27 protein-coding genes and 4 pseudogenes are annotated in these 23,602 nt (G+C 71.4%); 14 read left to right on the plus strand and 17 right to left on the minus strand.

Translation table 11 applies throughout. The annotated features are described in order from the left end of the window. Nucleotides 1-55 precede the first annotated feature (55 nt). Nucleotides 56-211 (plus strand): hypothetical protein, encoded by a 156-nt coding sequence (locus D0Z67_RS29675; RefSeq protein ID WP_165507346.1) that lies wholly within the window; start codon nt 56-58, stop codon nt 209-211. A 120-nt stretch (nt 212-331) separates the two neighbouring features. Next, nucleotides 332-580: an SCO4226 family nickel-binding protein gene (locus D0Z67_RS13185; RefSeq protein WP_031183995.1), complete on the plus strand. Its 249-nt coding sequence runs from the start codon at nt 332-334 to the stop codon at nt 578-580. A gap of 95 nt (nt 581-675) precedes the next feature. On the opposite strand, the gene D0Z67_RS13190 is transcribed toward D0Z67_RS13185, so the two are convergent. After that, nucleotides 676-1,860: a low temperature requirement protein A gene (locus tag D0Z67_RS13190; RefSeq protein ID WP_031183994.1), complete on the minus strand. Its 1,185-nt coding sequence runs from the start codon at nt 1,858-1,860 to the stop codon at nt 676-678. Between the two features lie 672 nt (nt 1,861-2,532). After that, entirely contained in the window at nt 2,533-2,949 is a 417-nt protein-coding gene (locus D0Z67_RS13195) for a DUF4265 domain-containing protein (RefSeq protein ID WP_078873719.1), read from the minus strand. A gap of 291 nt (nt 2,950-3,240) precedes the next feature. Here D0Z67_RS13195 and D0Z67_RS29910 point away from each other — a divergent pair. Beyond that, nucleotides 3,241-3,510 (plus strand): annotated as a pseudogene (locus tag D0Z67_RS29910) (barstar family protein); the annotation flags it as partial. Here D0Z67_RS29910 and D0Z67_RS13205 read toward each other — a convergent pair. Then, a pseudogene (locus tag D0Z67_RS13205) lies at nt 3,505-4,169 on the minus strand (IS5 family transposase); the annotation flags it as partial. The pseudogenes D0Z67_RS29910 and D0Z67_RS13205 sit on opposite strands and share 6 nt — an antisense overlap. Nucleotides 4,170-4,360: 191 nt before the next feature. On the opposite strand from D0Z67_RS13205, the gene D0Z67_RS13210 reads away from it, so the two are divergent. Then, nucleotides 4,361-4,966 carry a hypothetical protein gene (locus D0Z67_RS13210; protein WP_131589645.1) on the plus strand — a complete coding sequence of 202 codons (606 nt, stop codon included), beginning with the start codon at nt 4,361-4,363 and terminating at the stop codon, nt 4,964-4,966. A 10-nt stretch (nt 4,967-4,976) separates the two neighbouring features. Next, nucleotides 4,977-5,306, plus strand: coding sequence for a hypothetical protein (locus D0Z67_RS13215; protein WP_131589646.1), 330 nt, complete (start codon nt 4,977-4,979; stop codon nt 5,304-5,306). Between the two features lie 18 nt (nt 5,307-5,324). On the opposite strand, the pseudogene D0Z67_RS13220 reads toward D0Z67_RS13215, so the two are convergent. Both D0Z67_RS13220 and D0Z67_RS13225 read right to left on the minus strand, forming a co-directional pair. After that, a pseudogene (locus D0Z67_RS13220) lies at nt 5,325-5,457 on the minus strand (IS5/IS1182 family transposase); the annotation flags it as partial. A 179-nt stretch (nt 5,458-5,636) separates the two neighbouring features. Next, nucleotides 5,637-5,909 carry a hypothetical protein gene (locus D0Z67_RS13225; RefSeq protein ID WP_031183991.1) on the minus strand — a complete coding sequence of 91 codons (273 nt, stop codon included), beginning with the start codon at nt 5,907-5,909 and terminating at the stop codon, nt 5,637-5,639. Here D0Z67_RS13225 and D0Z67_RS30565 point away from each other — a divergent pair. Beyond that, nucleotides 5,881-6,006, plus strand: a complete 126-nt coding sequence (locus tag D0Z67_RS30565; RefSeq protein ID WP_382846069.1) for a transposase — start codon at nt 5,881-5,883, stop codon at nt 6,004-6,006. The two genes, D0Z67_RS13225 and D0Z67_RS30565, sit on opposite strands and share 29 nt — an antisense overlap. An 82-nt stretch (nt 6,007-6,088) precedes the next feature. After that, nucleotides 6,089-6,487, plus strand: a pseudogene (locus D0Z67_RS29920) (transposase); the annotation flags it as partial. A 111-nt stretch (nt 6,488-6,598) separates the two neighbouring features. Here D0Z67_RS29920 and D0Z67_RS13235 read toward each other — a convergent pair. Then, complete coding sequence (locus D0Z67_RS13235; RefSeq protein WP_031183990.1) at nt 6,599-7,360, minus strand: phosphoglyceromutase; 762 nt, start codon at nt 7,358-7,360, stop codon at nt 6,599-6,601. A gap of 139 nt (nt 7,361-7,499) precedes the next feature. On the opposite strand from D0Z67_RS13235, the gene D0Z67_RS13240 reads away from it, so the two are divergent. After that, nucleotides 7,500-8,768, plus strand: coding sequence for an MDR family MFS transporter (locus tag D0Z67_RS13240; protein WP_031183989.1), 1,269 nt, complete (start codon nt 7,500-7,502; stop codon nt 8,766-8,768). Between the two features lies 1 nt (nt 8,769). Here D0Z67_RS13240 and D0Z67_RS13245 read toward each other — a convergent pair whose 3' ends face one another. Continuing rightward, entirely contained in the window at nt 8,770-9,195 is a 426-nt protein-coding gene (locus D0Z67_RS13245; RefSeq protein WP_031183988.1) for a DUF2000 domain-containing protein, read from the minus strand. On the opposite strand from D0Z67_RS13245, the gene D0Z67_RS13250 reads away from it, so the two are divergent. Next, nucleotides 9,194-10,039, plus strand: coding sequence for an AraC family transcriptional regulator (locus D0Z67_RS13250; RefSeq protein WP_078873714.1), 846 nt, complete (start codon nt 9,194-9,196; stop codon nt 10,037-10,039). The two genes, D0Z67_RS13245 and D0Z67_RS13250, sit on opposite strands and share 2 nt — an antisense overlap. 7 nt (nt 10,040-10,046) lie before the next feature. On the opposite strand, the gene D0Z67_RS13255 is transcribed toward D0Z67_RS13250, so the two are convergent. Beyond that, complete coding sequence (locus D0Z67_RS13255) at nt 10,047-10,550, minus strand: type III secretion system chaperone family protein (protein WP_031183986.1); 504 nt, start codon at nt 10,548-10,550, stop codon at nt 10,047-10,049. Beyond that, a complete protein-coding gene (mshA, locus tag D0Z67_RS13260) occupies nt 10,543-11,880 on the minus strand; it encodes a D-inositol-3-phosphate glycosyltransferase (RefSeq protein ID WP_031183985.1) in 1,338 nt (445 codons plus the stop codon). The genes D0Z67_RS13255 and mshA overlap by 8 nt, the downstream gene beginning before the upstream one ends. Before the next feature lie 176 nt (nt 11,881-12,056). Between mshA and D0Z67_RS13265 the strand changes: the two genes are divergently transcribed. From D0Z67_RS13265 to D0Z67_RS13275, 3 genes are all read left to right on the plus strand, one after another. Continuing rightward, the gene (locus D0Z67_RS13265) at nt 12,057-12,863 is read left to right on the plus strand and encodes a class I SAM-dependent methyltransferase (RefSeq protein WP_031183984.1); all 807 of its coding nucleotides are present in this window, start codon (nt 12,057-12,059) and stop codon (nt 12,861-12,863) included. 278 nt (nt 12,864-13,141) lie between these two features. Then, nucleotides 13,142-14,287: a C40 family peptidase gene (locus D0Z67_RS13270; RefSeq protein WP_031183983.1), complete on the plus strand. Its 1,146-nt coding sequence runs from the start codon at nt 13,142-13,144 to the stop codon at nt 14,285-14,287. Between the two features lie 255 nt (nt 14,288-14,542). After that, nucleotides 14,543-15,835: a PP2C family protein-serine/threonine phosphatase gene (locus D0Z67_RS13275; RefSeq protein WP_031183982.1), complete on the plus strand. Its 1,293-nt coding sequence runs from the start codon at nt 14,543-14,545 to the stop codon at nt 15,833-15,835. A 32-nt stretch (nt 15,836-15,867) separates the two neighbouring features. Here the strand turns inward: D0Z67_RS13275 and D0Z67_RS13280 are convergent, their stop codons facing one another. From D0Z67_RS13280 to D0Z67_RS13290, 3 genes are all read right to left on the minus strand, one after another. Further along, nucleotides 15,868-16,221, minus strand: a complete 354-nt coding sequence (locus D0Z67_RS13280; protein WP_031183981.1) for a DUF2516 family protein — start codon at nt 16,219-16,221, stop codon at nt 15,868-15,870. Between the two features lie 105 nt (nt 16,222-16,326). Continuing rightward, a complete protein-coding gene (locus D0Z67_RS13285) occupies nt 16,327-16,956 on the minus strand; it encodes a hypothetical protein (RefSeq protein ID WP_031183980.1) in 630 nt (209 codons plus the stop codon). Nucleotides 16,957-17,033: 77 nt separating this feature from the next. After that, the gene (locus D0Z67_RS13290) at nt 17,034-17,483 is read right to left on the minus strand and encodes a helix-turn-helix domain-containing protein (protein ID WP_031183979.1); all 450 of its coding nucleotides are present in this window, start codon (nt 17,481-17,483) and stop codon (nt 17,034-17,036) included. 335 nt (nt 17,484-17,818) lie between these two features. Between D0Z67_RS13290 and D0Z67_RS13295 the strand changes: the two genes are divergently transcribed. Beyond that, complete coding sequence (locus D0Z67_RS13295; protein WP_234312934.1) at nt 17,819-18,406, plus strand: hypothetical protein; 588 nt, start codon at nt 17,819-17,821, stop codon at nt 18,404-18,406. Here D0Z67_RS13295 and D0Z67_RS13300 read toward each other — a convergent pair whose 3' ends face one another. Further along, nucleotides 18,407-19,036 carry a TetR/AcrR family transcriptional regulator gene (locus D0Z67_RS13300; RefSeq protein WP_031183978.1) on the minus strand — a complete coding sequence of 210 codons (630 nt, stop codon included), beginning with the start codon at nt 19,034-19,036 and terminating at the stop codon, nt 18,407-18,409. Between the two features lie 121 nt (nt 19,037-19,157). Here D0Z67_RS13300 and D0Z67_RS13305 point away from each other — a divergent pair, with 121 nt between their 5' ends. Next, the gene (locus tag D0Z67_RS13305) at nt 19,158-20,195 is read left to right on the plus strand and encodes an aldo/keto reductase (protein ID WP_031183977.1); all 1,038 of its coding nucleotides are present in this window, start codon (nt 19,158-19,160) and stop codon (nt 20,193-20,195) included. A 3-nt stretch (nt 20,196-20,198) separates the two neighbouring features. On the opposite strand, the gene D0Z67_RS13310 is transcribed toward D0Z67_RS13305, so the two are convergent. The 4 genes from D0Z67_RS13310 to D0Z67_RS13325 all read right to left on the minus strand — a co-directional run bounded on the left by D0Z67_RS13310 (nt 20,199) and on the right by D0Z67_RS13325 (nt 23,581). After that, nucleotides 20,199-20,681, minus strand: coding sequence for an HAD domain-containing protein (locus D0Z67_RS13310; RefSeq protein ID WP_031183976.1), 483 nt, complete (start codon nt 20,679-20,681; stop codon nt 20,199-20,201). A 6-nt stretch (nt 20,682-20,687) separates the two neighbouring features. After that, nucleotides 20,688-21,800 (minus strand): aminoglycoside phosphotransferase family protein, encoded by a 1,113-nt coding sequence (locus D0Z67_RS13315; protein ID WP_051888192.1) that lies wholly within the window; start codon nt 21,798-21,800, stop codon nt 20,688-20,690. 138 nt (nt 21,801-21,938) lie between these two features. Further along, a complete protein-coding gene (locus D0Z67_RS13320; protein WP_031183974.1) occupies nt 21,939-22,664 on the minus strand; it encodes an HAD family hydrolase in 726 nt (241 codons plus the stop codon). A 38-nt stretch (nt 22,665-22,702) separates the two neighbouring features. After that, nucleotides 22,703-23,581, minus strand: coding sequence for a GntR family transcriptional regulator (locus D0Z67_RS13325; protein WP_037776308.1), 879 nt, complete (start codon nt 23,579-23,581; stop codon nt 22,703-22,705). Nucleotides 23,582-23,602 lie beyond the last annotated feature (21 nt).

Below are 23,602 nucleotides of genomic sequence, written 5' to 3' on the forward strand. Positions count from 1 at the left end.
GTGCAGCGGGCATGGAATGGGCGGGGGCACCTGGCCCCCGTGTCGAGGAGGACCCATGCCCGAATCCCCGAGCACCACGACCGACCCCACCCAGGACCGCGACGGCGACCAGCCCGCCCAGATCAGAAGCCTGCCGTTGCTGGCCGCCTGCGGCTGCGGCTCGGGCTGCGGCTGCGGCTGCCAGCAGGGCGCGCCCTGCCAGTGCGGCTGAGGACGACAGCGGTGGAGGGGCCCCGGGAACTCCGGGGCCCCTCGGCGTGTGGGGACAAGTCGCCATGAGGGGACGTCCGGGCCCAGCATGGAGGGAGGGACATCGCAAGGAGGTGTGACCATGACCAAGTTCATGGACGTCCACCACGGCATGGAAGGCATCACGGCCGACGAGCTGGCGCGGGCCCACCAGGCCGACCTCGACATCGAGCAGGACGAGGACATGCACTTCGAGGCCACCTGGGCGGACCCGGAGTCCGGCACGGTCTACTGCCTGTCCGAGGCCCCGTCGGCCGAGGCGGTCCAGCGCATCCACGAGCGCGCCGGACACAAACCGGACGAGGTGCACGCGGTACCGCTCCACATCTGACCGCCGTGAGGCTCGCGATCTGACGGCCGTAAGGCTCGCGCGGCCGCCATGCCCCGCGCGAGCCGGTGCTTGCCGCCCGGCCGGAGCCGCCCAGTTCACCCCGCCTGCGGGATCGGCGTCCGGGCGCGGTGCGTCATCGTGACGACGGCCGCCACCAGGGTCGAGGCGACGCAGCCGGTGGCCAGTACCGGGCTCGGGGTGAAGGTGACGGCGAGGACGGCGAGGATGCCCACGGCCCAGACGGCGTCCTGCGCATCGAGCCTGACCGCCCCGCGGTGCAGCAGCCGCAGGACGGCGACATACAGCGCGACCGGCACCGTGTACGCCGCCGCGACCGCAAGCCTGCCGAGGTGCGCGTGCCCCGTGAGGTGTGCGATCTCGACCGCGAGCCCGGCCCCGACGGCCGCTGCGGAGGCGAAGACGAAGTAGTGCCCGTAGCCCCAGCGGAGCGCCGTGTTCAAGGAGTTGAGCTTGTCGGCCGCGCTCTGGGTGAAGTACAGCCACCACATGGCGAAGACGGTGAGGATGCCGCCGACGGCCGGCGGGGCGATGTCGCCGAGGGAGACCTCGGTGTCGAGGGCGGCCCGTACGGTGGCCGTGGCGGCGGTGATGGACTCGCCGAGGACGATCAGGGTGAACAGGCCGTACCGCTCGGCGATGTGGTGCGGATGCCAGGTGGTCCGACCGGCGCGCTCCGCCCAAGCGGGGACGGCGAGTTCGGCGACGACGAGGACGAAGAAGGCCGGCAGCCCGGCATCGTCCGGCAGCGCCAGCCGTACGACCCAGCCGATCTGCACGACGAGGACGCCGACCGCGTACCGCAGGCAGGTCCGCCGGTGTTCGGGGTCGCTGCGGGCGGCGCGCAGCCACTGGCTCACCATGGCCAGGCGCATCACGACGTACCCGTAGGTGATGACCGTGAAGTCGTAGTGCTCCAGCGCCTTCGACGCGCCCGCCGCCAGCACGAGCGCGCCGGCGATCTGGAGCAGGGTGAGCAGGCGGTACGGCACGTCGTCGGTGTCGTAGGCCGAGGCGAACCAGGTGAAGTTCATCCAGGCCCACCAGATGGCGAAGAACACGAGGGCGTACCCGAGCACGCCGTGCCCGACCTTCCCGGCCGCCATCTCATGCTCGAAGGCCGCGGCGGTCTGGGCCACGGCCGTGACGAAGCAGAGGTCGAAGAAGAGCTCGAGAACGGTGGCGGTCCGGTGCCGCTCGCCGCTGAGGCGGGGGACCATGGGGCGGCGCCAGGCGCTGCCGCTGGGCTGTGGATGGTTCATGACGTCCCGTCATCGAGTGCGGAGCCCCGCGTGGGCCTTCCCGGCCACCCATGCTGCCGCACACTTTCGCCGCGGCGGGGCGTCTGCCTCCGCGGCACCGCGAGACGTCCTGAGGGCCGGGCCGGGGCTCGACTTCACCTCCGGAGCGCCGAACCTCGGTTACGAGGACTCACCTCTTACGGAGCTTCCCCGCCGACTTCTTCAGCTCTGCCTGACCCCGCTCGGTCCAGTCGCCTTGGTGGCGGTAGCACCGCGAGGTGCCCTTCATCGTCTTGTTCCCACAACTACCGCCGCCCTTCTTCGGCCAACCGCACTTTCCCTGCCTCCACTCACCCACGACCCACCCCGGCGATCCGCTCCGTTTCCGCCGTCCAGCGTGCACGGATCAGCGAGCGCGGGGCAGGGCGCGCGACCGGCGACTTCACGTCCTGGAGCGCACGCGGGGATCCCTCGGGGGCTCTTGGGAGGCGGACCCCCGTTGTCGGTGCCGGTGGCCAGGGTCGCTGACGCGCGGTCGGCTTCCGGGGGTTCCAGCTCTGTAGAGAATGGTTGACATCCCCGGCCTGTCAGGGGGCGGCCCGGTGAGACATCCGGGACCCGACCGACGGCCGGGCCGAGCCGATGGCCAAGCAGTGACCTGCCGGCGCCGACCGCGCACCCCCTCCGAAGAACTCAGGCGGAGACAGCCCGCCACCGGTCCGTGATGCACCCCTCTTCCATGTCCCACCACTCCTTGACGACACCGTGGTCGAGCAGCCTCCGCACCTTGGCGAGGTCCGCGGTGGGCGGGACGTCCAGGGCGACCATGCCGAACCGCCCTATGCCCTCACCGTCGACGCCGAGGTCCCGAAACGCGTTGATCACGCTCTGCCGTGCCGGCCCCGAGCCGCCGTCACGGAACACGATGAGGCGGATGGTGCAGTTCCCCGAACACCGGACCACCTCCCCGGCCCACCGCACGCCCTCCTCGTCGGGCTCGGTGACCACGACATCCCCGCAGGCGAGGCCTCGGACGAACCAAGGGATGCTGTCGAGCCGCGCGGTGCCGTCACCGTGGTCGACCGCTGTCTGAACCTCAGCCGACGACAGTCAGCCACGACGATGGGTCAGCCGCCCGTGCAGGCACGCGTGTGGCTCGCTGTGCCCCCGCCGACCTGAGCCACGCTGTCGACCGTCGACCAGCACTTGGGCGGGGATGCTGCCTTGGGCTGGTGTGGGTTTCACCTGCGCTGACGGTTCGCAGACGTCCGGGCTTGTTTGCCGCTGTCCGCATGCGTTGTCACGCAGTTAGACACTCACCCAGGCTGCACTGAGGTCAGAGGCTGTTTGATGCACCATGACCAACTGGAAAACGGCTTCGTCGTGAAGCCTGGTCTCGGCATGATTACCACCGTGCGTGCGGACTGGGACTATCGCAGGCACGGGCGGTACAGGCTGACGGAGACGGAGCGCGGCGATATCTGGGGCGTGTGCGCCGCAGTGGACGGACTCTTCGGGGAGCCCCGGCGCGGGACGTATGAACTGTTCGCCCGGGTGCCGGAAGGTGCCCAGGTCGGGGGCTGGGTCGGCAGCCGGGTGTGGATGGTGCCGGACGACGATGCACTTGAGCCTTTGCTGGAGGACGCGGAGGCTCCAGGACAGCTCTTGGGGGATCGTGTGTTTGATCCTGCGTCTTCGCAGGTAGCGGCGGTTGCGGCCGGAACTGTAGGCCTTGTCGCCGCTGACGTGGCCGGGCCGGGTCCGGGGCCGTCCGCCCAGCGGCCGGGGGACTCGGATCCGGTCCAAGACCTCGATCAGCTGCGGGGCATCGCCCCATTGACCCGGCGTGAGCAGCAGGGCCATGGGACGGCATCCACCCTCGCCGGCGAGGTGGATCTTGCAGGTCAGACCGCCCCGGGACCGCCCGAGTCCCTCATCGGGGCGGTGGTGCCGGGGCGTCGTCCTTTCTTCGGAACCCGCGGCCTGGGCTTGCGGGCGCCGGCCGCGTGCTGGTGAGCCCGGCAGGACGTCGAGTCCACTCCGACCATCGACCAGTCGATCCGCCCCGCCAGGTCGGCGTCGGCCTAGACCGCCTGCAGGACCCGGTCCCAGGTGGCGTCCGCCGACCAGCGGCGATGCCGTTCATAGACCGTCTTCCAGGACCCACAGCGTTCCGGCAGGTCACGCCACGGGACAACGGTCCGAACCCGGAACAGGATCCCGTTGATCACCGTGCGATGGTCGCTCCACCGGCCTCCCCCACCGCCCGCGGACGGCAGATGCGGCTCGAGCAGCGACCACTCGCAATTCGTCAGATCCCCCCGACCCATGCTCCGTCCAACGAGCAGCCGGTCGGAAAGTCACATGATCCGCCGGACAGTGCCTAGACGCCCCACCAGCTCATTTCAGCAAGATCGTGTTACGAGCTCGTAGGGAACGGGCTTGAGCACACCGGGCACTCCAGGCGAGATGAGCAGCGCATCGTATCGGTTCCACTCCGGAGCGTGAACATGGTCACGCGGTGATTCCTTGCAAATACAAATCTCAGAAGGAGAGCATAGGGAAGCTCACAGAAGACATACAGAAGCATCCGGCGACGAAAAGAGAAGACGTGCGCGCTACGTATTTACGCAGGTCCACCGCGACGTTCGTCGCGGCAGCGGGGGCCGCTGTCCTGCTAACCGCACCTATACCCGCGAATGCATCCACCGAGGTGCCCACAGCAGCCACGGCGAGCGCGTCAAACCCCTGCAAGTCGCAGCACTATTCCAAGGTCGCCTATACCTTCTACATCGGCCCGAGCAAGATGCCTCTGCGCTGCGGAACGAAAACTTGGGGCTACAACCACATAGTTGAGCGTGGACGCTGGAGCACCAGCTTCAAGAACAAGATCAGTGACACACTGTTCAACGGCTACGAGAGGACCGCCGGGGTGTACTACCGATACAAGGTGGGCACTGGTTGCTCCTCGAAGCCGCCGAGGAAGAACTTCAAGGTGGTCGTCAACAAGGGCCCCCTTGGAGGGATGCCGGGCGGTCTGACGCCCCAGGGGATCATCACGGCCACGGTAGAGTACACAACCCCGGCCGTAGCTGCAGCGTCAGCGAGCGCAGAGGCAAAGTGCTGAGAGGACCCATATGGCCACCCCGGAGCAAGTAAGGGAAGCACTCGCCCAAAGACTTTCAGGACTGCAGAGCGAGGGAGGAGGAACCTCTCTTGAAGTCCTTGAGGTGAAGGTGACGTCTGTCTTCCCTAAACTGCTTCTGGAAATCCGGGTCAGCATCTCAGGGCAACTCTGGGAAGTCTCACTTGACTACCAGGGTTATGAAGCAAGTCTGGTCAGCGGAGACCTCTCCGAAGAGAGCCTGAATTACCTCGGGATGCTTGTGCGAACCCACCTATTTGAGTGGTGGCACACAAAGGACACAGAGAAGTTCTCAGCGCGCATGGGGAAAAGACTGGACTGAGAGAGTGAGGCTTTTCCATCATCGGGCTGAGCCGGCCAAATGCAGGGGTGCGGACGGCCTGGACGAGGCAGGTGATCCGGGTGGTCGAGCACCGGAGCCTGCGAAGGAGCCGCCAGGACTTGAGGGTGGCCATGGCCTGCTCGACGAGGGCGCAGCACGAAGCCTCTGGTGGAGACGGATTTCTTGGTGGAAAACCCTCTACCAGGGGCTTCACCCGTCTGTCAGCCCAACTGCCTGTCCTGCCCGACAGGTTGGAAAGAGCTCACTGACCACCCCCGGACGCCCGAGCGCCCTCGCCGTGGCAGTCGGCGGGGGCGCCGCAGTTTGCGCCTACTGCTGCCGGGCTCGCAGCTCCTCCATGACCGCCCGCACCACCGGCCGGGCCATCTCCACATCCTCCGAATTGCTGGTCAGGATCTCCACCAGGATCCGGACCACCTCAGCCGCGGGCACGTCCGCCACGTCCAGCTGACCGGCCGCCCACGAGGACCAGCCCGTGAGCCTGCGGTGAAGGCCGGCGGCATGTGAGCCGTTGCTGCCGCCGTGGCCGGATCGGTCGCCGGGACCGAGGCCGGTGTCGGACCGGCTCTGCCTGCAAGGCATCCTGTTCGTCCTCTACAACGGCATGGCCTGGCAACTTCTGCCCCTGGAGCTGGGGTTCGGCTCGGGACGGACATGCTGGCGTCGGCTGGACCGGTGACAGAAGGCAGGAGCCTCGACCAGCTGCACCGGGCCCTGCTCGCCGAACTGAACGCGGCCGGCGAGCTCGACTGGTCACGGGCGTGCGTGGACGGTTCCCATGTCCGCGCGAAAAAAGGGGACCCGACACCGGTCCGTCGCCGGTCGACCGGCGGGAGACGGGCAGCAAACACCACCTGATCTGCGACGGACGCGGTACCCCGCTCAAAGTCATCACGACCGCGGCCAACGTCAACGACGTCACCCAGTCCCCGCCCTGCCGCCCCGGCAGGCCCCGCCGACGACCCGACGCCCTGCTCGGCGACAAGAGCTACGACTTCAACCCCAACCGCGACGAGCTCCGCCACCGACGGATCCTGCCCGTCATCTCCCGCAAGGGATCACCCGACATCAAGGGCATCGGCAAGCTCCGCTACGTCGTCGAGCAGACCTTCGCCCTGCTCCACCACTTCGAACGCCTCGCAGTCCGCTGGGAACGCCCGATCATGATCGTGTTTCAAGCTCCAGGCGCCATGGCCCAGCGGCGGCCCCGGCGCAACAACAAGCCCCCTGCCAACGGAGAACCCGCAGGCAGGGGGCTTGATCGTGCGTGCTTACTTCTTCTTGCCCTGGTTCTTCACAGCCTCGATCGCGGCCTTGGCCGCCTCCGGGTCGAGGTACTTCCCGCCCGGCGTGACCGGCTTGAAGTCCTCGTCCAGCTCGTAGTAGAGCGGGATGCCGGTCGGGATGTTGAGGCCCGCGATGTCCTCGTCGGAGATGCCGTCCAGGTGCTTGACCAGGGCGCGCAGCGAGTTGCCGTGGGCGGCGACCAGGACGGTGCGGCCGTCGAGGAGGTCGGGGACGATGTCGTCGTACCAGTAGGGGAGCATCCGCTCAACGACGTCCTTGAGGCACTCCGTCTGGGGACGGATCTCCGGCGGGAGGTCCGCGTAGCGGGCGTCGTCGAACTGGGAGTACTCCGCGTCGCGGGGCAGCGGCGGCGGCGGGGTGTCGTACGAGCGGCGCCAGAGCATGAACTGCTCCTCGCCGAACTCGGCCAGCGTCTCCGCCTTGTTCTTGCCCTGCAGGGCGCCGTAGTGGCGCTCGTTCAGGCGCCAGCTGCGCTCCACGGGAATCCAGAGGCGGTCGGCGGCCTCCAGCGAGAGCTGGGCCGTGCGGATCGCGCGCTTCTGGAGCGACGTGTGGACCACGTCGGGCAGGAGACCGGCGTCCTTCAGCAGCTCGCCACCGCGTACCGCCTCCTTCTCGCCCTTCTCGTTGAGGTTGACGTCCACCCAGCCGGTGAACAGGTTCTTCGCGTTCCACTCGCTCTCGCCGTGGCGGAGGAGGATCAGCTTGTACGGTGCGTCGGCCATGCCTCAGAGCGTAATCCACCCCCAGGAGGGGTCGCCGCGCCGCCGACGGTTGACGGCTTCTGTTAATCGAGTGGCCCCCGACAAGCCCGCGCCGGTAAGTTCCGCTTACCGCACGCGCCACTTACCGGGGGGTCCCGTCATGTCCACCGCCGCACCGGGCCGGCTGATCGCCGCCGCCCGGTCCTCCGTCTCCGGGCTCCCCCGCGCCTTCTGGTGGCTGTGGGCCAGCACGCTGGTCAACCGGCTCGGCGCGTTCGTCGCCACCTTCATGGCGCTCTACCTCACCCTCGACCGCGGCTACTCCGCCTCCTTCGCGGGCCTGGTCGCCGCCCTGCACGGCCTCGGCGGGGTCGCCTCCTCGCTCGGCGCCGGGGTGATGGCCGACCGGCTCGGCCGACGCCCCACCCTGCTGATCGCGCAGGTCGGCACCGCGCTCTCCGTCGCGCTGCTCGGCTTCATGCACGACCCGGTCGCCATCGCGGCCGTCGCCTTCCTCGTCGGCGCCGCCAACAACGCCTCCCGGCCCGCCGTGCAGGCGATGATGGCGGACATCGTGCGGCCCGAGGACCGCGTACGGGCGTTCTCGCTGAACTACTGGGCGCTGAACCTCGGCTTCGCGGTGTCCTCCGTCGCCGCCGGTTTCATCGCCGAGTTCAGCTATCTCGCCGGGTTCCTCATCGAGGCCGGGATGACGCTGGCCTGCGCGATCCTCGTCTTCCTCAAGCTCCCCGAGTCCCGGCCCGCGCCCACCGCCAAGGAGGCCGGGGAGCCGACGATCGGCCTCGGTACGGTGCTGCGCGACCGGCGCTACATGGCGGTCGTCGGCCTGTCGTTCCTCGTCGCCCTTCTCTTCATGCAGGGCTCGGTCGGCCTGCCGGTCGCCATGGGCCAGGCCGGCTTCTCCCCCGCCGACTACGGCACCGCGATCGCCGTCAACGGCGTCCTGATCGTCGCCCTCCAGATCCCGGTCACCCGCTTCATCGAGCACCGCGACCCGCGCCGTCTGCTGGTGATCTCCTCGCTGCTCGCGGGCTACGGCTTCGGGCTCACCGCGTTCGCCGGGTCGCTGGGCGTCTTCGCGCTCACCGTCTGCGTGTGGACCCTCGCGGAGATCGTCAACGCGCCGACCCAGACCGGGCTCGTCGTCCGCCTCTCCCCCGTCCACGGCCGCGGCCGCTACCAGGGCGTCTACAGCCTCTCCTGGTCCGTCGCCGCCCTGGTCGCGCCGCTGATGTCCGGCACGGTCATCGACCACCTGGGCGCCGAGTGGCTCTGGGGCGCGTGCGCGGTCATCGGCACGGTGGCGGGGCTCGGGTACGCCCTCCTGATGCGGGGGCTCCCGGCGGAGGAGGCGGAGATCGCCGCTCCGGCGGCCCCGGCCCGCCCCGCCGTGGAGAAGGCGGCCTGACCTACGGGTGCATCCTCGCCCCCTTGACCACCTTGTCGACCCCGCCCTTCGGGCCGTACACCGCCAGTCCGACCAGATCCAGGTCGGCGGTGGGTACGGCCCGTACCGCTGCCCGGTTGTCGGTGTCGTTGCCGGTGGAGAAGAGGTCGGCCGTGAAGACCGCGCGGGGCAGCGCACGGCTCAGCACCCGCGTGTGGGCCGCCCGCAGCACCTCCTTCGTCGCCTCGAAGACCAGCACCGGCTGGCGGAACATCGGGAGGTAGGCGACGCCGTCGGCGTCCTCGTACGGGGCGCCGATCACCTCGGGGACCTGGCTGCCCAGGCCGCTGACCAGGAACGACGTGACGTTGAGGCGCTGCCACGGGGCGAGGTCGTCGCGGAGGAGTACGGCGATCTTGGTGTCGAAACGCAGGGGCTGTCCGTCCATGCCCCGAGACTGCCGACCACGCCCCGGCCCGGTCTTGTACGTTTCTTGCGTGGCCGCCGACCAGCCGGAAGTCTCCGCGTGGCGCCCCTCGGTACCGGGGGTCGTCGAGGTCTTCCACGCCCGGTTCACGGAGTACGCGTACCCGATGCACGTGCACGACGCCTGGACGCTGCTGATCGTGGACGACGGCGCCGTACGGTACGACCTCGACCGGCACGAGCACGGCACCCCGCGCGACACCGTCACCCTGCTGCCCCCGCACGTCCCGCACAACGGCTCCCCCGCCACCCCGCACGGCTTCCGCAAGCGGGTGCTGTACCTGGACGGCAGCCGCCTCAGCCACGACCTGATCGGCCCCGCCGTCGACCGGCCGGACCTGCGGGACCCCGAACTGCGCGCACGGGTAGGTCAGTTGCACCGCGCCTTGGCCGGCCCCGGTGACGAACTGGCGGCCGAGAGCGGGCTCGTGCTCGTCGGCGAGCGCCTGCGGGACCACCTCCGCCACCGCGACCCCGAACCCCCGCGCCCCGACCCGCTGTTGGCCCGCCGACTGCGCGAACTCCTCGACGAGCACCTGACCGACGGCCTCACCCTCACCGAAGCGGCCGCACTGCTGCACGCTCATCCCGCCCACTTGGTACGGGCGTTCAGCGCCGCGTACGGCATCGCCCCGCACCGCTACCTGACGTCGAGAAGGGTCGGCCGGGCCAGGCGCCTGCTGCTGGACGGGCTGGCGCCGAGCGAGGTGGCGGTGGCGTCCGGGTTCTACGACCAGGCTCATCTGACCCGGCACTTCAAGAAGTTGGTCGGGGTCACACCTGGCCGCTACCGCAACGGCGCCTGATGCAGGCTCAGTCGCGCTCGATCAGATGCGTGAAGGCGTCCAGATTGCGGGTGGACTCACCGCGCGAGACGCGCCAGGCGTGCTCACGGCGGATCGCTGAGGCGTACCCCAGCTCCAGCAGGGTGTTGAAGGCGCCGTCGGCCGCTTCGAGGATCTGGCCGAGCAGCCGGTCGACCTCCTCGGGGGTGACGGCGGCGAGCGGGAGGCGGGCGGTGACATAGACGTCGCCGAGCCGGTCGACCGCGTAACTCACTCCGTACAGCTTGAGGTTGCGCTCCAGGAGCCAGCGGTGGACACCCGCCTCGTTCTCGTCGGGGTGCCGGATGACGAAGGCGTTGACGGAGAGGGTGTGGCGGCCCACCAGCAGCGAGACGGTGGTGGAGAGCTTGGCGGTGCCGGGGAGTTTGACCACGTAGGAGCCCGGTTCGGGGTTCTCCCACTCCAGCTCGGCGTCCTTCAGCGCGTCCTCGAGGGTGCGCGCGGCCCGTTCCGTCGCCTCGGTCTCAGCCATGCTGCGAGCGTACGCGACGACGGTGGGACTGGGTCGCGGCCGCGTACACGTCGGCGGTGGCGGCGGCGGAGGCGTCCCAGCCGAAGCCGAGGGCGTGCCGGGCGGCGGCCGCGCCCATGCGGTCGGGCAGGCCGGGGTCGTCGGCGAAGCGGCGCAGCACGCGCGCGTAGTCGGCGGGGTCGTGGCCCTGGACGAGGAAGCCGGTCTCCCCGTCGCGCACGGCCACCGGCAGGCCGCCGACCGAGGCGGCGAGCACCGGCGTGCCGGCCGCCTGCGCCTCGATGGCGACGAGCCCGAAGGACTCGTTGTAGGACGGCATGACCAGCACGGACGCGGCCCGGAACCAGTCCGCGAGCTGCTCCTGCCCGACCGGCGGCCGGAACCGTACGACGTCCGCGATGCCGAGCCGCGCGGCCAGCTTCTGCAGCCCCTCCGGCTTGGCGAGCCCGCTGCCGCTGGGGCCGCCGACGACGGGGACGACGATGTTCCGGCGCAGCTCGGGACGCTCGTCCAGCAGGTGGGCGACGGCGCGGAGCAGCACGTCGGGGGCCTTGAGGGGCTGTATGCGGCCCGCGAAGAGCGGTATCAGCGCGTCCCTCGGCAGGCCGAGGCGGGCGCGGGCGGCGGCGCGGCCGTCGAGGGGGCGGAAGCGGTCGAGGTTGACGCCGGGGTGGACGACGGCGACCTTCGCGGGGTCGGCCTCGTAGTGCCGGACCAGTTCGGCGGCCTCCTCGGCGGTGTTGGCGATGAGGCGGCGGGCGGCGGAGACGATCTGGGTCTCGCCGATGACGCGGGCGGCGGGCTCGGGGGTGTCGCCGGTGGCCAGGCTGGCGTTCTTGACCTTGGCCATGGTGTGCATGGCGTGCACCAGCGGGACGCCCCAGCGCTGGGCGGCGAGCCAGCCGACGTGGCCGGAGAGCCAGTAGTGGGAGTGGACGAGGTCGTAGTGGCCGGGGCGGTGGCCGGCCCACGCCTGCATCACGCCGTGGGTGAAGGCGCAGAGCTGGGCGGGCAGCTCCTCCTTGGCCAGGCCCTCGTAGGGGCCCGCGTCGACGTGCCGGACGAGCACGCCGGGGGCCAGCTCGACCTTGGGGGCGAGGTCGCCGGAGGTGGCCCGCGTGAAGATCTCGACCTCGATGTTGAGGGCGGCCAGCCGCTGGGCCAGCTCCACGATGTAGACGTTCATCCCGCCCGCGTCGCCGGTGCCGGGCTGGTGGAGCGGTGAGGTGTGCACGGAGAGCATGGCGACCCGGCGTGGCCTGCGGTGCAGTCGCAGCCGGGGGGCGGCTGCCGGTGAGCGCCGCCCGAGCCTGCTGACGTACTGGCTCACTGGGCTTCCTCCTCGCTCGGGCATGGCTGCCGGAGGACCGTCCGAGTCCTCCGAGGGGTGCAACAGCGGAGGGGGTTCTTCCCATTTCCCGATCAAGCGGTTTTACCGAATCATGACCCGCACTCGCTCAACCGTTCGGCCGGAGGCGTGCGCTCCGCCCGCTTACCCTCATAGACATGGCATCCCGCACGACCCGCCCCGTAGGCACGGTGACGCGCGGGACGACCAACCCCAACCGGCTGCGCCGCATGGACCGCTGGATCGCGGCCACGCACGGCGCCGAACTGCGCCGCGCGGCCGACCCGCTGGCCGTCGACCTCGGGTACGGGGCCGCGCCCTGGACCGCCGTCGAACTGCTCGGCAGGCTCCGTACCGTCGCCCCGCACGCGCGCGTGGTCGGCGTCGAGATCGAACCGGAGCGGGTCGCGGCGGCGAAGCCGTACGAGCGCGAGGGGCTCGCCTTCCGGCACGGCGGCTTCGAGGTCCCGGTGCCGGGCCGGCCGCTGCTGATCCGGGCCGCCAACGTGCTGCGGCAGTACGACGAGGAGCAGGTCGCCGCCGTGTGGCGGGGGCTGTGCGCGCGGCTGGCCCCGGCGGGCGGCGGTTCGCGCGGGGGGCTGCTGGTGGAGGGCACCTGCGACGAGATCGGGCGGCGGCACGTCTGGGTCGCGCTCGGCCCCGAGGGGCCCCGCACGGTCACCTTCGCCACCCGGCTCGGCTCGCTGGATCACCCCTCCGACCTGGCCGAACGACTGCCGAAGGCGCTGATCCACCGCAATGTGCCGGGCGAGCCGGTGCACGCCTTCCTGCGCGACTTCGACCGCGCCTGGGCCGCCGCCGCGCCCTACGCCTCCTACGGCGCCCGCCAGCGCTGGCTGCGCACGGTCCGGGACCTGGCGGCCGACTGGCCGGTGACGGACGGGCCGGCGCGCTGGCGGCAGGGGGAGATCACCGTGGCCTGGGAGGCGCTGGCGCCCCGCTGACGCCGGTTCACCTGATGCCGGTTGACCTGATACCGGGCGCCTGGCGTCAGCCCACCTGACGTTGGTTCACCTGTTCGAGGGAATCGCACGAAATCCCGGCTCCCGGGGGAACGATCTCCGGCTCCGGTACGTCAGACGGGCGGGAAGATCGCGGGGAGGCGCGGGGCGCCGGGGGATGTACGACTTCGTACGACCTCTGTCACTTCGCGCGGGATCGTGGCACGATCCTGCGGACGGACCGTAAGTTACTGACGGTAAATCAGGTTGGGGGGACTGTTATGGCCAGGGGCAAGCGCGGGCTGCTCGCCGTCGCCGTGACCGTGGTCTGCGCGGTGACCGTACTGGCGGTGCCGGGTACGGCGTTCGCATCGGCACCGGCAGGACCCGCCGACCCCTCCCCGGCGCCCTCGGCGAGCGCGAGCGCGACCCCCGCGCCCACCACCGCGCCGGTCCCCGTGCCCGACGCCGAGCTGGAGAAGGTCCGCGCCCAGCTCGACGGGCTGTACCACGACGCGGCCGTCGCCACCGACGCCTACAACGCGGCCGAGGAGAAGACGAGGAAGCAGTCCGTCCAGCTCGCCCGGCTGGAGAAGCGGACCGACACGGCGCGCAAGAAGCTGGCCGAGCTGAAGGACCAGGCGGGCGCCGCCGCGCGCGCCCAGTACCGGGACAGCGGGATGCCGCCGATGGCCCGGTTCCTGCTCAGCGACAACCCTGAGCACTTCGCGGACGGCGCCGGCACCCTGCTGAACGGCGCACGGGCCACCAAGAAGCTGATCGCCGAGACCGACCGCGTCGAGCGGGAGCTGAAGCGGGACACCGACGACGCGGAAGCGCGCTGGAAGAAGCTGGAGCGGGACCGCAAGGACAAGGCCGCCGCCCAGAAGACGATCCAGGCGAAGATCAAGGACGCCGAGCAGCTCGAATCGCGGCTGGAGAAGAAGGAGAAGGAGCGGCTGGCCGAGCTGGAGCGGCAGGCCGCCCGCAAGGCGCAGACCGCCTGGCTGGAGACCGGCGTCCTGAAGAAGCAGGCCGAGGCCGCCGAAGCCGCCCCCACCTCCGCCGAGGCCGCCTCCGCCGGGGCCAGGGCGGTCGCCTTCGCCACCGCCCAGCTCGGCAAGCCGTACGTCTGGGGAGCCGAGGGCCCCGACTCCTACGACTGCTCCGGCCTGACCTCCCAGGCGTGGGCCGACGCGGGCACCCCGATCCCGCGCACCTCGCAGGAGCAGTGGAAGCAGCTCCCGCACGTGGACGTGACGGAGATGCGCCCCGGTGACCTCGTCATCTACTTCGCCGACGCCACCCACGTCGGGATATACGTGGGCGACGGCAAGATAATCCACGCCCCGCGACCGGGCCGTACGGTCACGATCGCGGGCGCGGGCACCATGCCGATCCTGGGAGTGGTACGCCCGGACGCGTGACCGGGGCCACACCCCGGCCCGCCCTGTGACCAACTACACCCGGGCGGGCGGGAACCAAGTGAGCTTCGTCATCCCGCGCCCCCTGTCATCCTGCCCAACTGCCGTACGGGCCAGGGCATATGACAGTGGTCTGCGCGATATGGACGCCACGCGCCCCGTTCCGCCGGGACGGCCGATGCCGCTAGGGTCACCCGACGGCGCTACGAGGACCCTCGGCGCCGCCGTGCCCTCGGGGGGAGGGAAGGAAACCAGGACATGCCCGTACCCGTACCGCGGCAGAGAGCAGTCCCGGCCGCCGAGTGCGGTCCGGCGCAGGTCTCGGCCGTAGCCCTCACCGAAGAGGTGCGCCGTGACACCGCCGCCCTCGGCGCGGCGCTCACCGTGCTGCTCGTCGAGGACGACCCGTCCGGCGCGCTCGTACCCGAGCTGCGGGACTCGGCCGGCCGGCCGATCCGCGTGCGTACCGCCCGCAACCTCACCGAGGCGGGGCGGCTGCTCACGCCCGACGTGCACTGCATCCTGCTCGACCTCGCCCTCCCGGCCGCCGGCTGCGCCGACACCGAGGACGGCACCGAGCTGGCCGTGCTCCGTCAGGTGCTGGAGCTGGCACCCCGGCACGCCGTGATCGCGCTGACCGCCTCCGGCGACGCCGAGCGCGGCGCGGAGGCCGTACGCGTGGGTGCCCAGGACTATCTCTTCCGTGACGAGCTGGACAGCCGGCTGCTGAGCCGCGCCATCCGGTACGCCGTGGAGCGCAAGCGTTCCGACACCGCCGAGCGGCGCCTCGCGGAGGGCCGGCTGCGCGCGCAGGAGAACCGGCGCCTGGAGCGCGGGCTGCTGCCGACGCCGCTGCTGGAGGGCGCCGCGCTGCGGTTCGCCGCGCGCTACCGCCCCGGCCGCTCGCGCGCGCTGCTCGGCGGCGACTTCTACGACGCGGTCCGCACCCCGGACGGCACCGTGCACGCCATGATCGGCGACGTCTGCGGCCACGGCCCGGACGAGGCCGCGCTCGGCGTGGAGCTGCGGATCGCCTGGCGGGCGCTGACCCTGGCGGGGCTGTGCGGGGACCAGCTGCTGGGCACGCTCCAGGAGGTGCTGGAGCACGAGCGCTCGGACGAGGAGATCTTCGCGACCCTCTGCACGGTGGACATCGCCCCCGACGGCCGCCGCGCGGGCCTCTGCCTGGCCGGGCACCCGGCCCCGCTGCTGATCCGCCCCGGCGCGACCCCGGTCCCCCGGCTGCTCCCCTTCGACAACAACGGTCCGGCCCTCGGGCTCCTCCCGGGCGCCCGCTGGCCGCGCACCCAGGTCGAGCTGGGCGCCGAGTGGAGTCTGATGCTCTACACCGACGGCCTCATAGAGGGCCGCACCTCCCCCGGCGGCCCCCGCCTCGGGCAGGACGGCATGCTCGACATGATCCACCGCCAGCTCTCCGAGGGGCTGCGCGGGGAGGAGCTGCTGCGGGCCGCGGTCAGCGAGGTCCGCCACCTGAACGGCGACGAGCTGACCGACGACGTCGCGGTGGTCCTGCTGGACCGGGTGGCGTAGGGCCGGCCGTCCTCACCGGCCCGGCGGAGCCGTCAGCCGTTGTACGGGCCGTACGGGCCGTCGCTGCTGCTGCCGCCCCGGCCCTTGCCCCGGCCCCAGCCGCCGCGGCTGCCGCCGGTGAGGGCCTTGACGGCCGGGCGGACGTCGACGAGGTAGACGATGCTGGCGACGGCGCCCGCGACCGGCAGGATGGACAGGATCGAGAAGAGGTAGCTGACCACGAGGGCGATGCCCAGGATGACCAGCCAGAAGATCTTGTTCTGCTTGCCCGCCGCACGGAACGCGTCCTCACGCCGGAAAGCCGCGTCGAAGAGTCCGAACGCGGCCAGTGCCATGAGGACGATCTTCAGGAGTCCCATGAACCCCTCGAAGCCCAGCATCAGCATGTTGCCCACCGCTCCTTGCCTTCTGAATCGCTGCCGTCACGCTACCCGCAGAACGGGCCGGGCACCTCGATGGTGCCCGGCCCGCACGTCTGACGCCGTCCGGCATCATTTGGCCGGCGGGGTCGGCTTCTTCGGCTGAGGAGCCTTGCGGGCGGCGGCCGGGGCCGGAGCCGGCTTCTTCGCGACGGGCTTCTTCGCGGCGGCCGGGTCGGGCTTGGCGACGGCCGGACCGGCGGCACCGGCGGCCGGCTTCGGGGTCTCCCGGACCACGCCCGGCTCGGGCTGGCCCTCGACCGCGATGGCGAGCTCCTCGATCTCCTCGGCCGCGTCGCCGCGCCAGGTCTTCACGGCCTGCTCGCCGTGCTCGGCGACCTTCTCGTACGCCTCACGCGCCTTGACGGCGTACTCGGCGGCCACGCCGACACCGCGCAGGGCGAGGTCCTGGGCCTGCTCGCCGACCTTCTTCAGGTCGACGTCGAGGTTGCCGATGAGGCCGTTGACCTTGGTCTGGATGGTCTCCTGCGCCTCCTTGGCGCGGGCGGTGGCCCGCTCCTGGACGACCTTGGGGTCCGTGCCGCGCACCTGCTCGATGCGGGCCGGGGCCTGGGCGCGGAGCTGCTCGACCAGCGAGGGGACCTTGCGGACCTGCCGGATGGCGAGATCGGCGGTACCGGCGGCGAAGTAGAGCGGAGTCGGGTCGCTGAAGGTCTTGCGCAGGTCGTCGGTGATGGCCATGGTGAAGGTCCTCCCGGATTCGCGTTCGGCTGAGGTGGGTGTGGTCCGCGTGCGGTGGTCGGAGCCCTGGTCCGGCTTCATCCGGCCGTCCGCCGCGGACCGGCATCACTGCCGGGGGTGTCGCTGGGCCGTGCTTCCGTACCGGCCGGCTCCTCGGGCCGTGCGGGGCCCTCGCCGCCGAGTCCGTTCTCCTTGCGGAAGGACTCGTAGATCTGGAGCAGGACCTGCTTCTGCCGTTCGTCGAGCGAGGGGTCGGCGAGGATGACGGCGCGCGTCTCGACCTCGTCCCGGTCCCGCTCGGCGTCGAGGATGCCCGCGCGGACGTACAGCGTCTCGGCGGAGATCCGCAGCGCCTTGGCGACCTGCTGCAACACCTCCGCGCTGGGCTTGCGCAGCCCGCGCTCGATCTGGCTCAGGTACGGATTCGACACCCCGGCGGCATCGGCGAGCTGCCTGAGCGAGAGCTGGGCGTTGCGCCGCTGCTCGCGCAGGTACTCACCGAGATTGCCGACGTTGAGCGATGCCATGCCTCCACCATGCCCACCCTCGCTAACTTTTGCAAGCACCCTGCTTGCAAAAGTGTTGTGCCTGGAGTGTTACGGGAGGGTTTCCGTCGATATGCCGGGTGGCTCGGGCGGCCCGGTCGGTGTTCTGGCGGGAAACTGCCCGCCCGCTCCGCAGGGTGCGGAAGCATGAGGCATGCGGTCAAGTGGGTGGTGTCTCACCGAAGACGTCGAAGACTTTCTCGCCCGTGCCGGGGGGTTTCTGCGGGGGCGGCCCGCCGAGCACGTCATGCAGCTGACGTGGGCCGAGAGGGTGCGGGCGTGGGGCGGGGGCGTTTCAGCAGGCGCCTGTTTTCGGGGTGCTGGAGGAGGGTGGGCAGGTCAGCGGCACCTTCTATCACCTGCCGCCCCGTGCGCTGGGACTCTCCCCGCTCACTCCCGCGCAGGCCCACTCCCTCGCCGCGTGCCTCTCCGAGCTGGGGCACTCGCCGGCCTCCGTCGGCGCGGACCAGGACACCGCCGCCGCCTTCGCCGAGGCGTGGCAGCGGCGCACCGGGGTGACGGCGAGGCTCCGTGACGTACGGGTCCGGCTGTACCGGCTCGGCAACCTCACCCCGCCCGACCCGCGTCCGGAGGGGCGGGCCCGTGTCCTCGGTGAGGGGGACCTCGGCCAAGCGGCCTTCTGGTGCGGGGAGTTCGCCAAGGCCGTCGGGGAGGACGTCACCGTCGACGCCGAGAGCTGGGCGAGCACGCGGTACGCCGACAAGCGGTACACCCTCTGCGAAGCCGTTGCCCAGCACGGAGACGACCCGTGCGCCGAGAAGCAGAACGAAGCGCCGTTCGCGCCAGAGGGGGGTGTCCACGGCCCCGCACCCTACGCCCGCCGGATCAACTCCACCGCGTGTCAGCGCGGTTCGAGCCAGGTGTCGTGCCCGGCAACGTGCTGATCACTTTCCGGCCCCGTACCGCAGCCCGTCCAGCAACAGCCCCAGCATCCGCCCCGTGTGCCCGTCGTCGTCCTGGGCCGGCAGGGTCAGGTTGGCCACGGCTCGGAGGAGGTCGTTGGGGTCGGTGTCGGTGCGGATGGCGCCGGAGTCGGCCGCCGCCGCGAGGAGGGACTCCAGTGCGGGGACCAGGCGGAGCTGGAAGTACGACGGGAGGCTGTCGTAGGCCGGGTCACCGGAGTGGAGTGCGGCGCTGAGGCCGCGCTTGGTGGCGATGAAGTGGGTGAAGCGGAGGAGCCAGCGGCGCAGGGCCTCGACGGGGGCGTGGTCGGCGGCGAGCGCGGGCGCGGCGTCGGCGCAGGCGTCGACCTCGTGGCGGAAGACGGCCGCGATCAGGTCGGAGCGCTGCGGGAAGTGCCGGTAGAGGGTGCCCGCGCCCACGCCCGCGCGGGCGGTGATCTGGCGTACGGGCGCGTCCACGCCGGACTCGGCGAACACCTCGGCGGCGGCGGTCAGCAGCGTGTCGACGCTGCGCCGTGCGTCGGCCCGCAGGCGCGGGCGGGACGGCCCGGCGTCGGTCACGCCCGCCCTCCCCTCGTGCAGGCCCTCCGCCTCACGCCGGTCCTGAGCCATGTCAGCCCTCCGCTTGCTAACCGGAACAGTGTTCCGTATCGTTCTTTCCGGAACACCGTTCCGTTTTCGTGAGCGTAACGCGTCGCGGCGGCCCCTGGCCACCGCGGGTTGGAGGAGACTCATGAAGTACCGCACGCTGGGCCGGACCGGCATGAAGGTCAGCCCCTACTGCCTGGGCGCGATGATGTTCGGCGCCGTCGGCAACCCCGACCACGACGACTCCGTACGCATGATCCACAAGGCGCTGGACGCCGGGATCAACTTCATCGACACCGCCGACATGTACTCGTACGGGGAGTCGGAGGAGATCGTCGGCAAGGCGCTGAAGGGCCGGCGGGACTCCGTCGTGCTCGCCACCAAGGCGCGGCTGCCGATGAACGGAGACGGCACCGACCCCAACATGCAGGGCGCGTCCCGGCGTTGGCTGACCCGGGCGCTGGACGACTCGCTGCGCCGGCTCGGCACGGACCACGTGGACCTCTTCCAGATCCACCGCCCCGACGCGGACACCGACATCGAGGAGACCCTCTCCGCCCTCACCGACCTGGTGCGCGCGGGCAAGGTCCGCGCGATCGGCACCTCCAGCTACCCCGCCTCCGACATCGTCGAGGCACAGTGGGTCGCCGAACACCACCGGCTCCAGCGCTTCCGTACCGAGCAGCCGACGTACTCGCTGCTCAACCGGGGCATCGAGCGCGAGGTGCTGCCGGTGTGCGAGCGGTACGGGATGGGGACGCTGATCTACAGCCCGCTGGCCGGGGGCATGCTCACCGGGCGCTACCGCAAGGACCAGGCCCCCGACACCCACCGCTCCACCTACGGCTTCCGGTACCTGCGCGACGAGCGGCGGCTGGACACCGTGGAGCGGCTGATCCCGGTCGCCGAGGAGGCCGGTGTCTCGCTGACCCACCTCGCGCTGGCCTTCGTGATCAGCCACCCCGGAGTCACCTCCGCGATCATCGGCCCGCGCACCATGGAGCAGCTCGACGACCTCCTCGCGGGTGACAAGGTCACGCTGTCCGACGAGATCCTGGACCGTATCGACGCGATCGTCCCGCCCGGTACGGACGTCGGCGCCCTCGACATGGAGTACGCCCCGCCCGCGATCACCGAGGCGCACCTGCGGCGCCGGTGGGCCGGGGAGCGGTCGGCCGCCTGAGGGTCAGTCCGCCGGGTGCCGGCCGAGCCACTCCCGCAGGGCGGTGAAGTCGGCCGGAGTCAGCCCGTAGTCGTGGTCCACGCGGTGCAGCAGGGCAGGGGCGGGGTGGTGGACGGCGACGTAGGCCCGGTCGGCCTCGGTGATCTCGTCGTCGATCCAGACGAACGGCCGGCCCGCCGCGAACTCCACCAGCGGGCGCGTCTTCCAGTGCAGCAGCGTGGGCGGCTCGTCCTCGTCCGGCCACGGCACCACCGGCAGCCGGGGCAGCCCCAGCCACGGCCCGACCACCGCGTTGGCGTCATCCAGCCAGGTCGAGGCCCACACCAGCTCGCACCCCAGCTCCAGCAGCCGCGCCCCGAGCCCCGGATCGACCCGGCCCAGCAGCGGATGCCCGCCCGTGCCGCAGTCGCGCTCGAACACCGGGTACGCGCCGTCGGGGGCGCCGAAGGGGATGAGCGGACCGTCGATGTCGAGAAAGAGCAGCATCACCCCTCAGCATCGGCCATCCACCGGCGCCGGGCCAGAAGACGGCGCGGACGCCTGCGCCGCGTGCCACCGTGCCAGCGCGTCGGCCACCCGCCCCGCCTCCGGCACCTCCACCACACCCAGCGGGCGCGCCCCCCTCGCCAGGATCTCCCGCAGCTTCACCGCGAGGGACGCGACCGGCGGCGCGGTCGGGGACTCCAGGGCCAGGGCCGAGCGGATGACGTCCGTGAAGACGGACTGGGCCCGCTTGTAGGCGAGCAGGGGTGCCAGGTCGTCCGCCCAGCCGCGCACGCCGCGCGGGCGGACGGCGCGGACGGTGGTGTGCCAGCGGGCGGCGATCTCGCGGGACTGGGCCGCCGGGTAGCGCATGAGATGGAGGTGGGTGGCGAGGTCGTACAGGGGGTCGCCGACCATGGCCAGTTCCCAGTCGATGGTCCAGAGGCGGTCCACCGGATCGACGATGAAGTTCTCGCGGTGCAGATCGGCGTGGAGGAGGCAGAAGGGGCGCCGGGACAGCCCGTGCACATGGGCCCGCAGATGCTTGAACGAGGTCTCGGTGAGGCCGAGTTCGGCGAAGAGGCGCTCGAAGCGGTCGAGGTTGCGGCGGTAGACGCGGTGCTCGGTGAAGTGGACGAGCCGCTCCAGGAAGCCGTCGCTGTCGCCGTCCGCCGGGCGGTCCTCGGCGCCGCAGCGCCGCTCGGCGGTGACGTCGTCCGGGCCGATCGCGGCCAGCTTGCCGAACAGCTCGGTGATCTGGCGGCACATCCCCTCCGGCACCTCGGTGCCGGAGGGGTGGAGCGTGCCGAGGGTGGCGCCCTCGATGAACCGCATCAGCCGCATCCCGCCGACCTCCACCAGGCCGGGGACGCGCGGCACCCGGTCGCCGAGCGCGGTGAGCAGGCGTTCCTCCGAGGCGAAGCAGCGCCGGTCGAACCAGAGCAGCCCGTCGCGGGGCTCCCGGCACTTCCACCGCCCCGGATGCAGCCGGGCCGCCTCGCCGGCCAGCGGGAAGACGTACGTCTCGTGGTGGTAGCCCTGGAGCGGGCCCTCGACCACCTTGTCGTCGCCGCTGGCCCCGGCCGCGTTCAGCCGGGCAATCGAAACCGTTTCGGGGGACATGGCCCGTTCTCTCGCCGTGCGCCCTGCCGAAAGGGGCGGAAGTGGCAGCACGGTACCGCCTCGGGAGCGGGTCCCGGCCCCACGACTCCGGGCTGGTTCCCCCGTACCGGGGACCGGGTGCACGCGCGTACGAGGTCGCTAGCCGCGCAGGGCCAGCAGCAGGGGTTCCAGGGAGGTGAGGACCGTGTCGGCGCCCGAGGCGCGGAGCTGTTTGGCCCGGCGCTCGCCGGTCGCGAAGCCGAGGAAGCGCACCCCGGCCCGCTCGGCGGCGACGAGGTCGGTGGGCGAGTCCCCGATCATCAGCGCGGACCCGGGGGCGGCGCCCAGCGCGGCGAGGGCCCGGTCCAGGCAGTACGGGTCGGGCTTGAGGCGGTGCAGCTCGGCGGTGCGGCCGTAGATGTGCGGGGCGAAGCAGCCGGTCAGGCCGCGGTCGGCGAGGTAGGCGTGGACCACGCGCGGGGAGTTGTTGGTGGTGACGGCCAGCCGGGAGCCGACGGCGGCCCAGGTGCGGATCAGCGGGTCGGCGTACGGGGTCGGCCACGCGGAGGCGGCGGCCAGCAGCTCGTCCTGGGTGAGGCGTTCCTCCAGCTCGGCGACGAGATCGCTGCCGGGGTGGCGGCGGTCCACCGCGCGCAGCACCACCTGCGGGTCCAGCGTCTCCCGCTCGTCCTCGGTGAGCAGTCCGCGCAGTCCGCGCCCGGCCAGCCACTCCACCAGCCCGGCCGCGACCCGCTCGGCGCGGTGCCGGGCGAAGAGGCGGCAGACCGGGCCGTCGAAGTCCCAGAGGACGACTCGCGCGCCGATCAGTTCCCGTAGCTTTCCGGTCCCCTGGTCGCTCTTTTCCTCGACCGATTCGGTCGCCACCAGCTCATGCTGCGTCGTTTCCGGCGTCTCAGAAGTCACTAGGAGAGTGTCAGGTCCGTCGTGATGGTTTCCCAGAGGGCGTCGAACCACTTCTGCGACTGTTCCACGAAGGAGGCGTCCCGTTGGCCCGACCGCTTCTCGAAGGAGAACAGCATCGACTCCGAGCCCAGGGTGTCGAACATCTCCAGGGTGCCGGTGTCGGTGGCCTCCTCGCGCCGGGTGACCATGTAGTACGCGTACAGCGCCTCCGCGCCGTTGAGCAGGTACAGCTTGGCCGGCGGGGTGAAGGGCAGGGCGCGGAAGGTGACGTGGACGTCGATGCCGTGCGTGGCGCGCAGGGCGTTGAGGTTGTACTGGAGCACCTGCCCCTGGGCGTTGCGCATCGCCAGCCAGCGCCGGTGGACCGGGTCCGCGTCGTCGCCGCCGGGGTCCACCGGGACCGGGAAGGCGAGGCTGATGTCGCGCGAGGGCAGCAGGACGCGTACGTCGATGCGCTCGGGGCGCACCCGGCCCTCGTGGATCAGCCGCAGCGGCTCGCCGAGGGCGGGGATCAGGCTCTGCGCGGTGAGGCAGACGGCGTCCACGCGGACGTGCGGCGCGGTGAACGCCTCCGCCAGCCGGTGGGCGAGGGCGACCATCGTGGGCTGGGGGCCGTCCTGCGCGGGGGCGGGCTCCGCGACGCGCGGCGGGCTGCCCTTGGTGACACCGGTGAGCAGACCCTCGTCGTGCAGCAGGCGCAGCGCCTGGCGGACCGCGCCGCGCTCCACGCCGAACTCCTCGGCCAGTTCCGCCTGGGTGGGCAGCCGCTCGCCCGCCCGCAGCTCACCGGCGCGGATACGGGCGCGCAGGGCGTCGGCGATCTCCTGGGCGGTGAACCGTCTGCCGCTCACTGCCACGTTCTCCTGGGTCACGACCAAACGGTACAACCTCAGCCCATC

This window comes from Streptomyces seoulensis, from assembly GCF_004328625.1.
In the GTDB taxonomy this organism is placed as follows: domain Bacteria; phylum Actinomycetota; class Actinomycetes; order Streptomycetales; family Streptomycetaceae; genus Streptomyces; species Streptomyces seoulensis.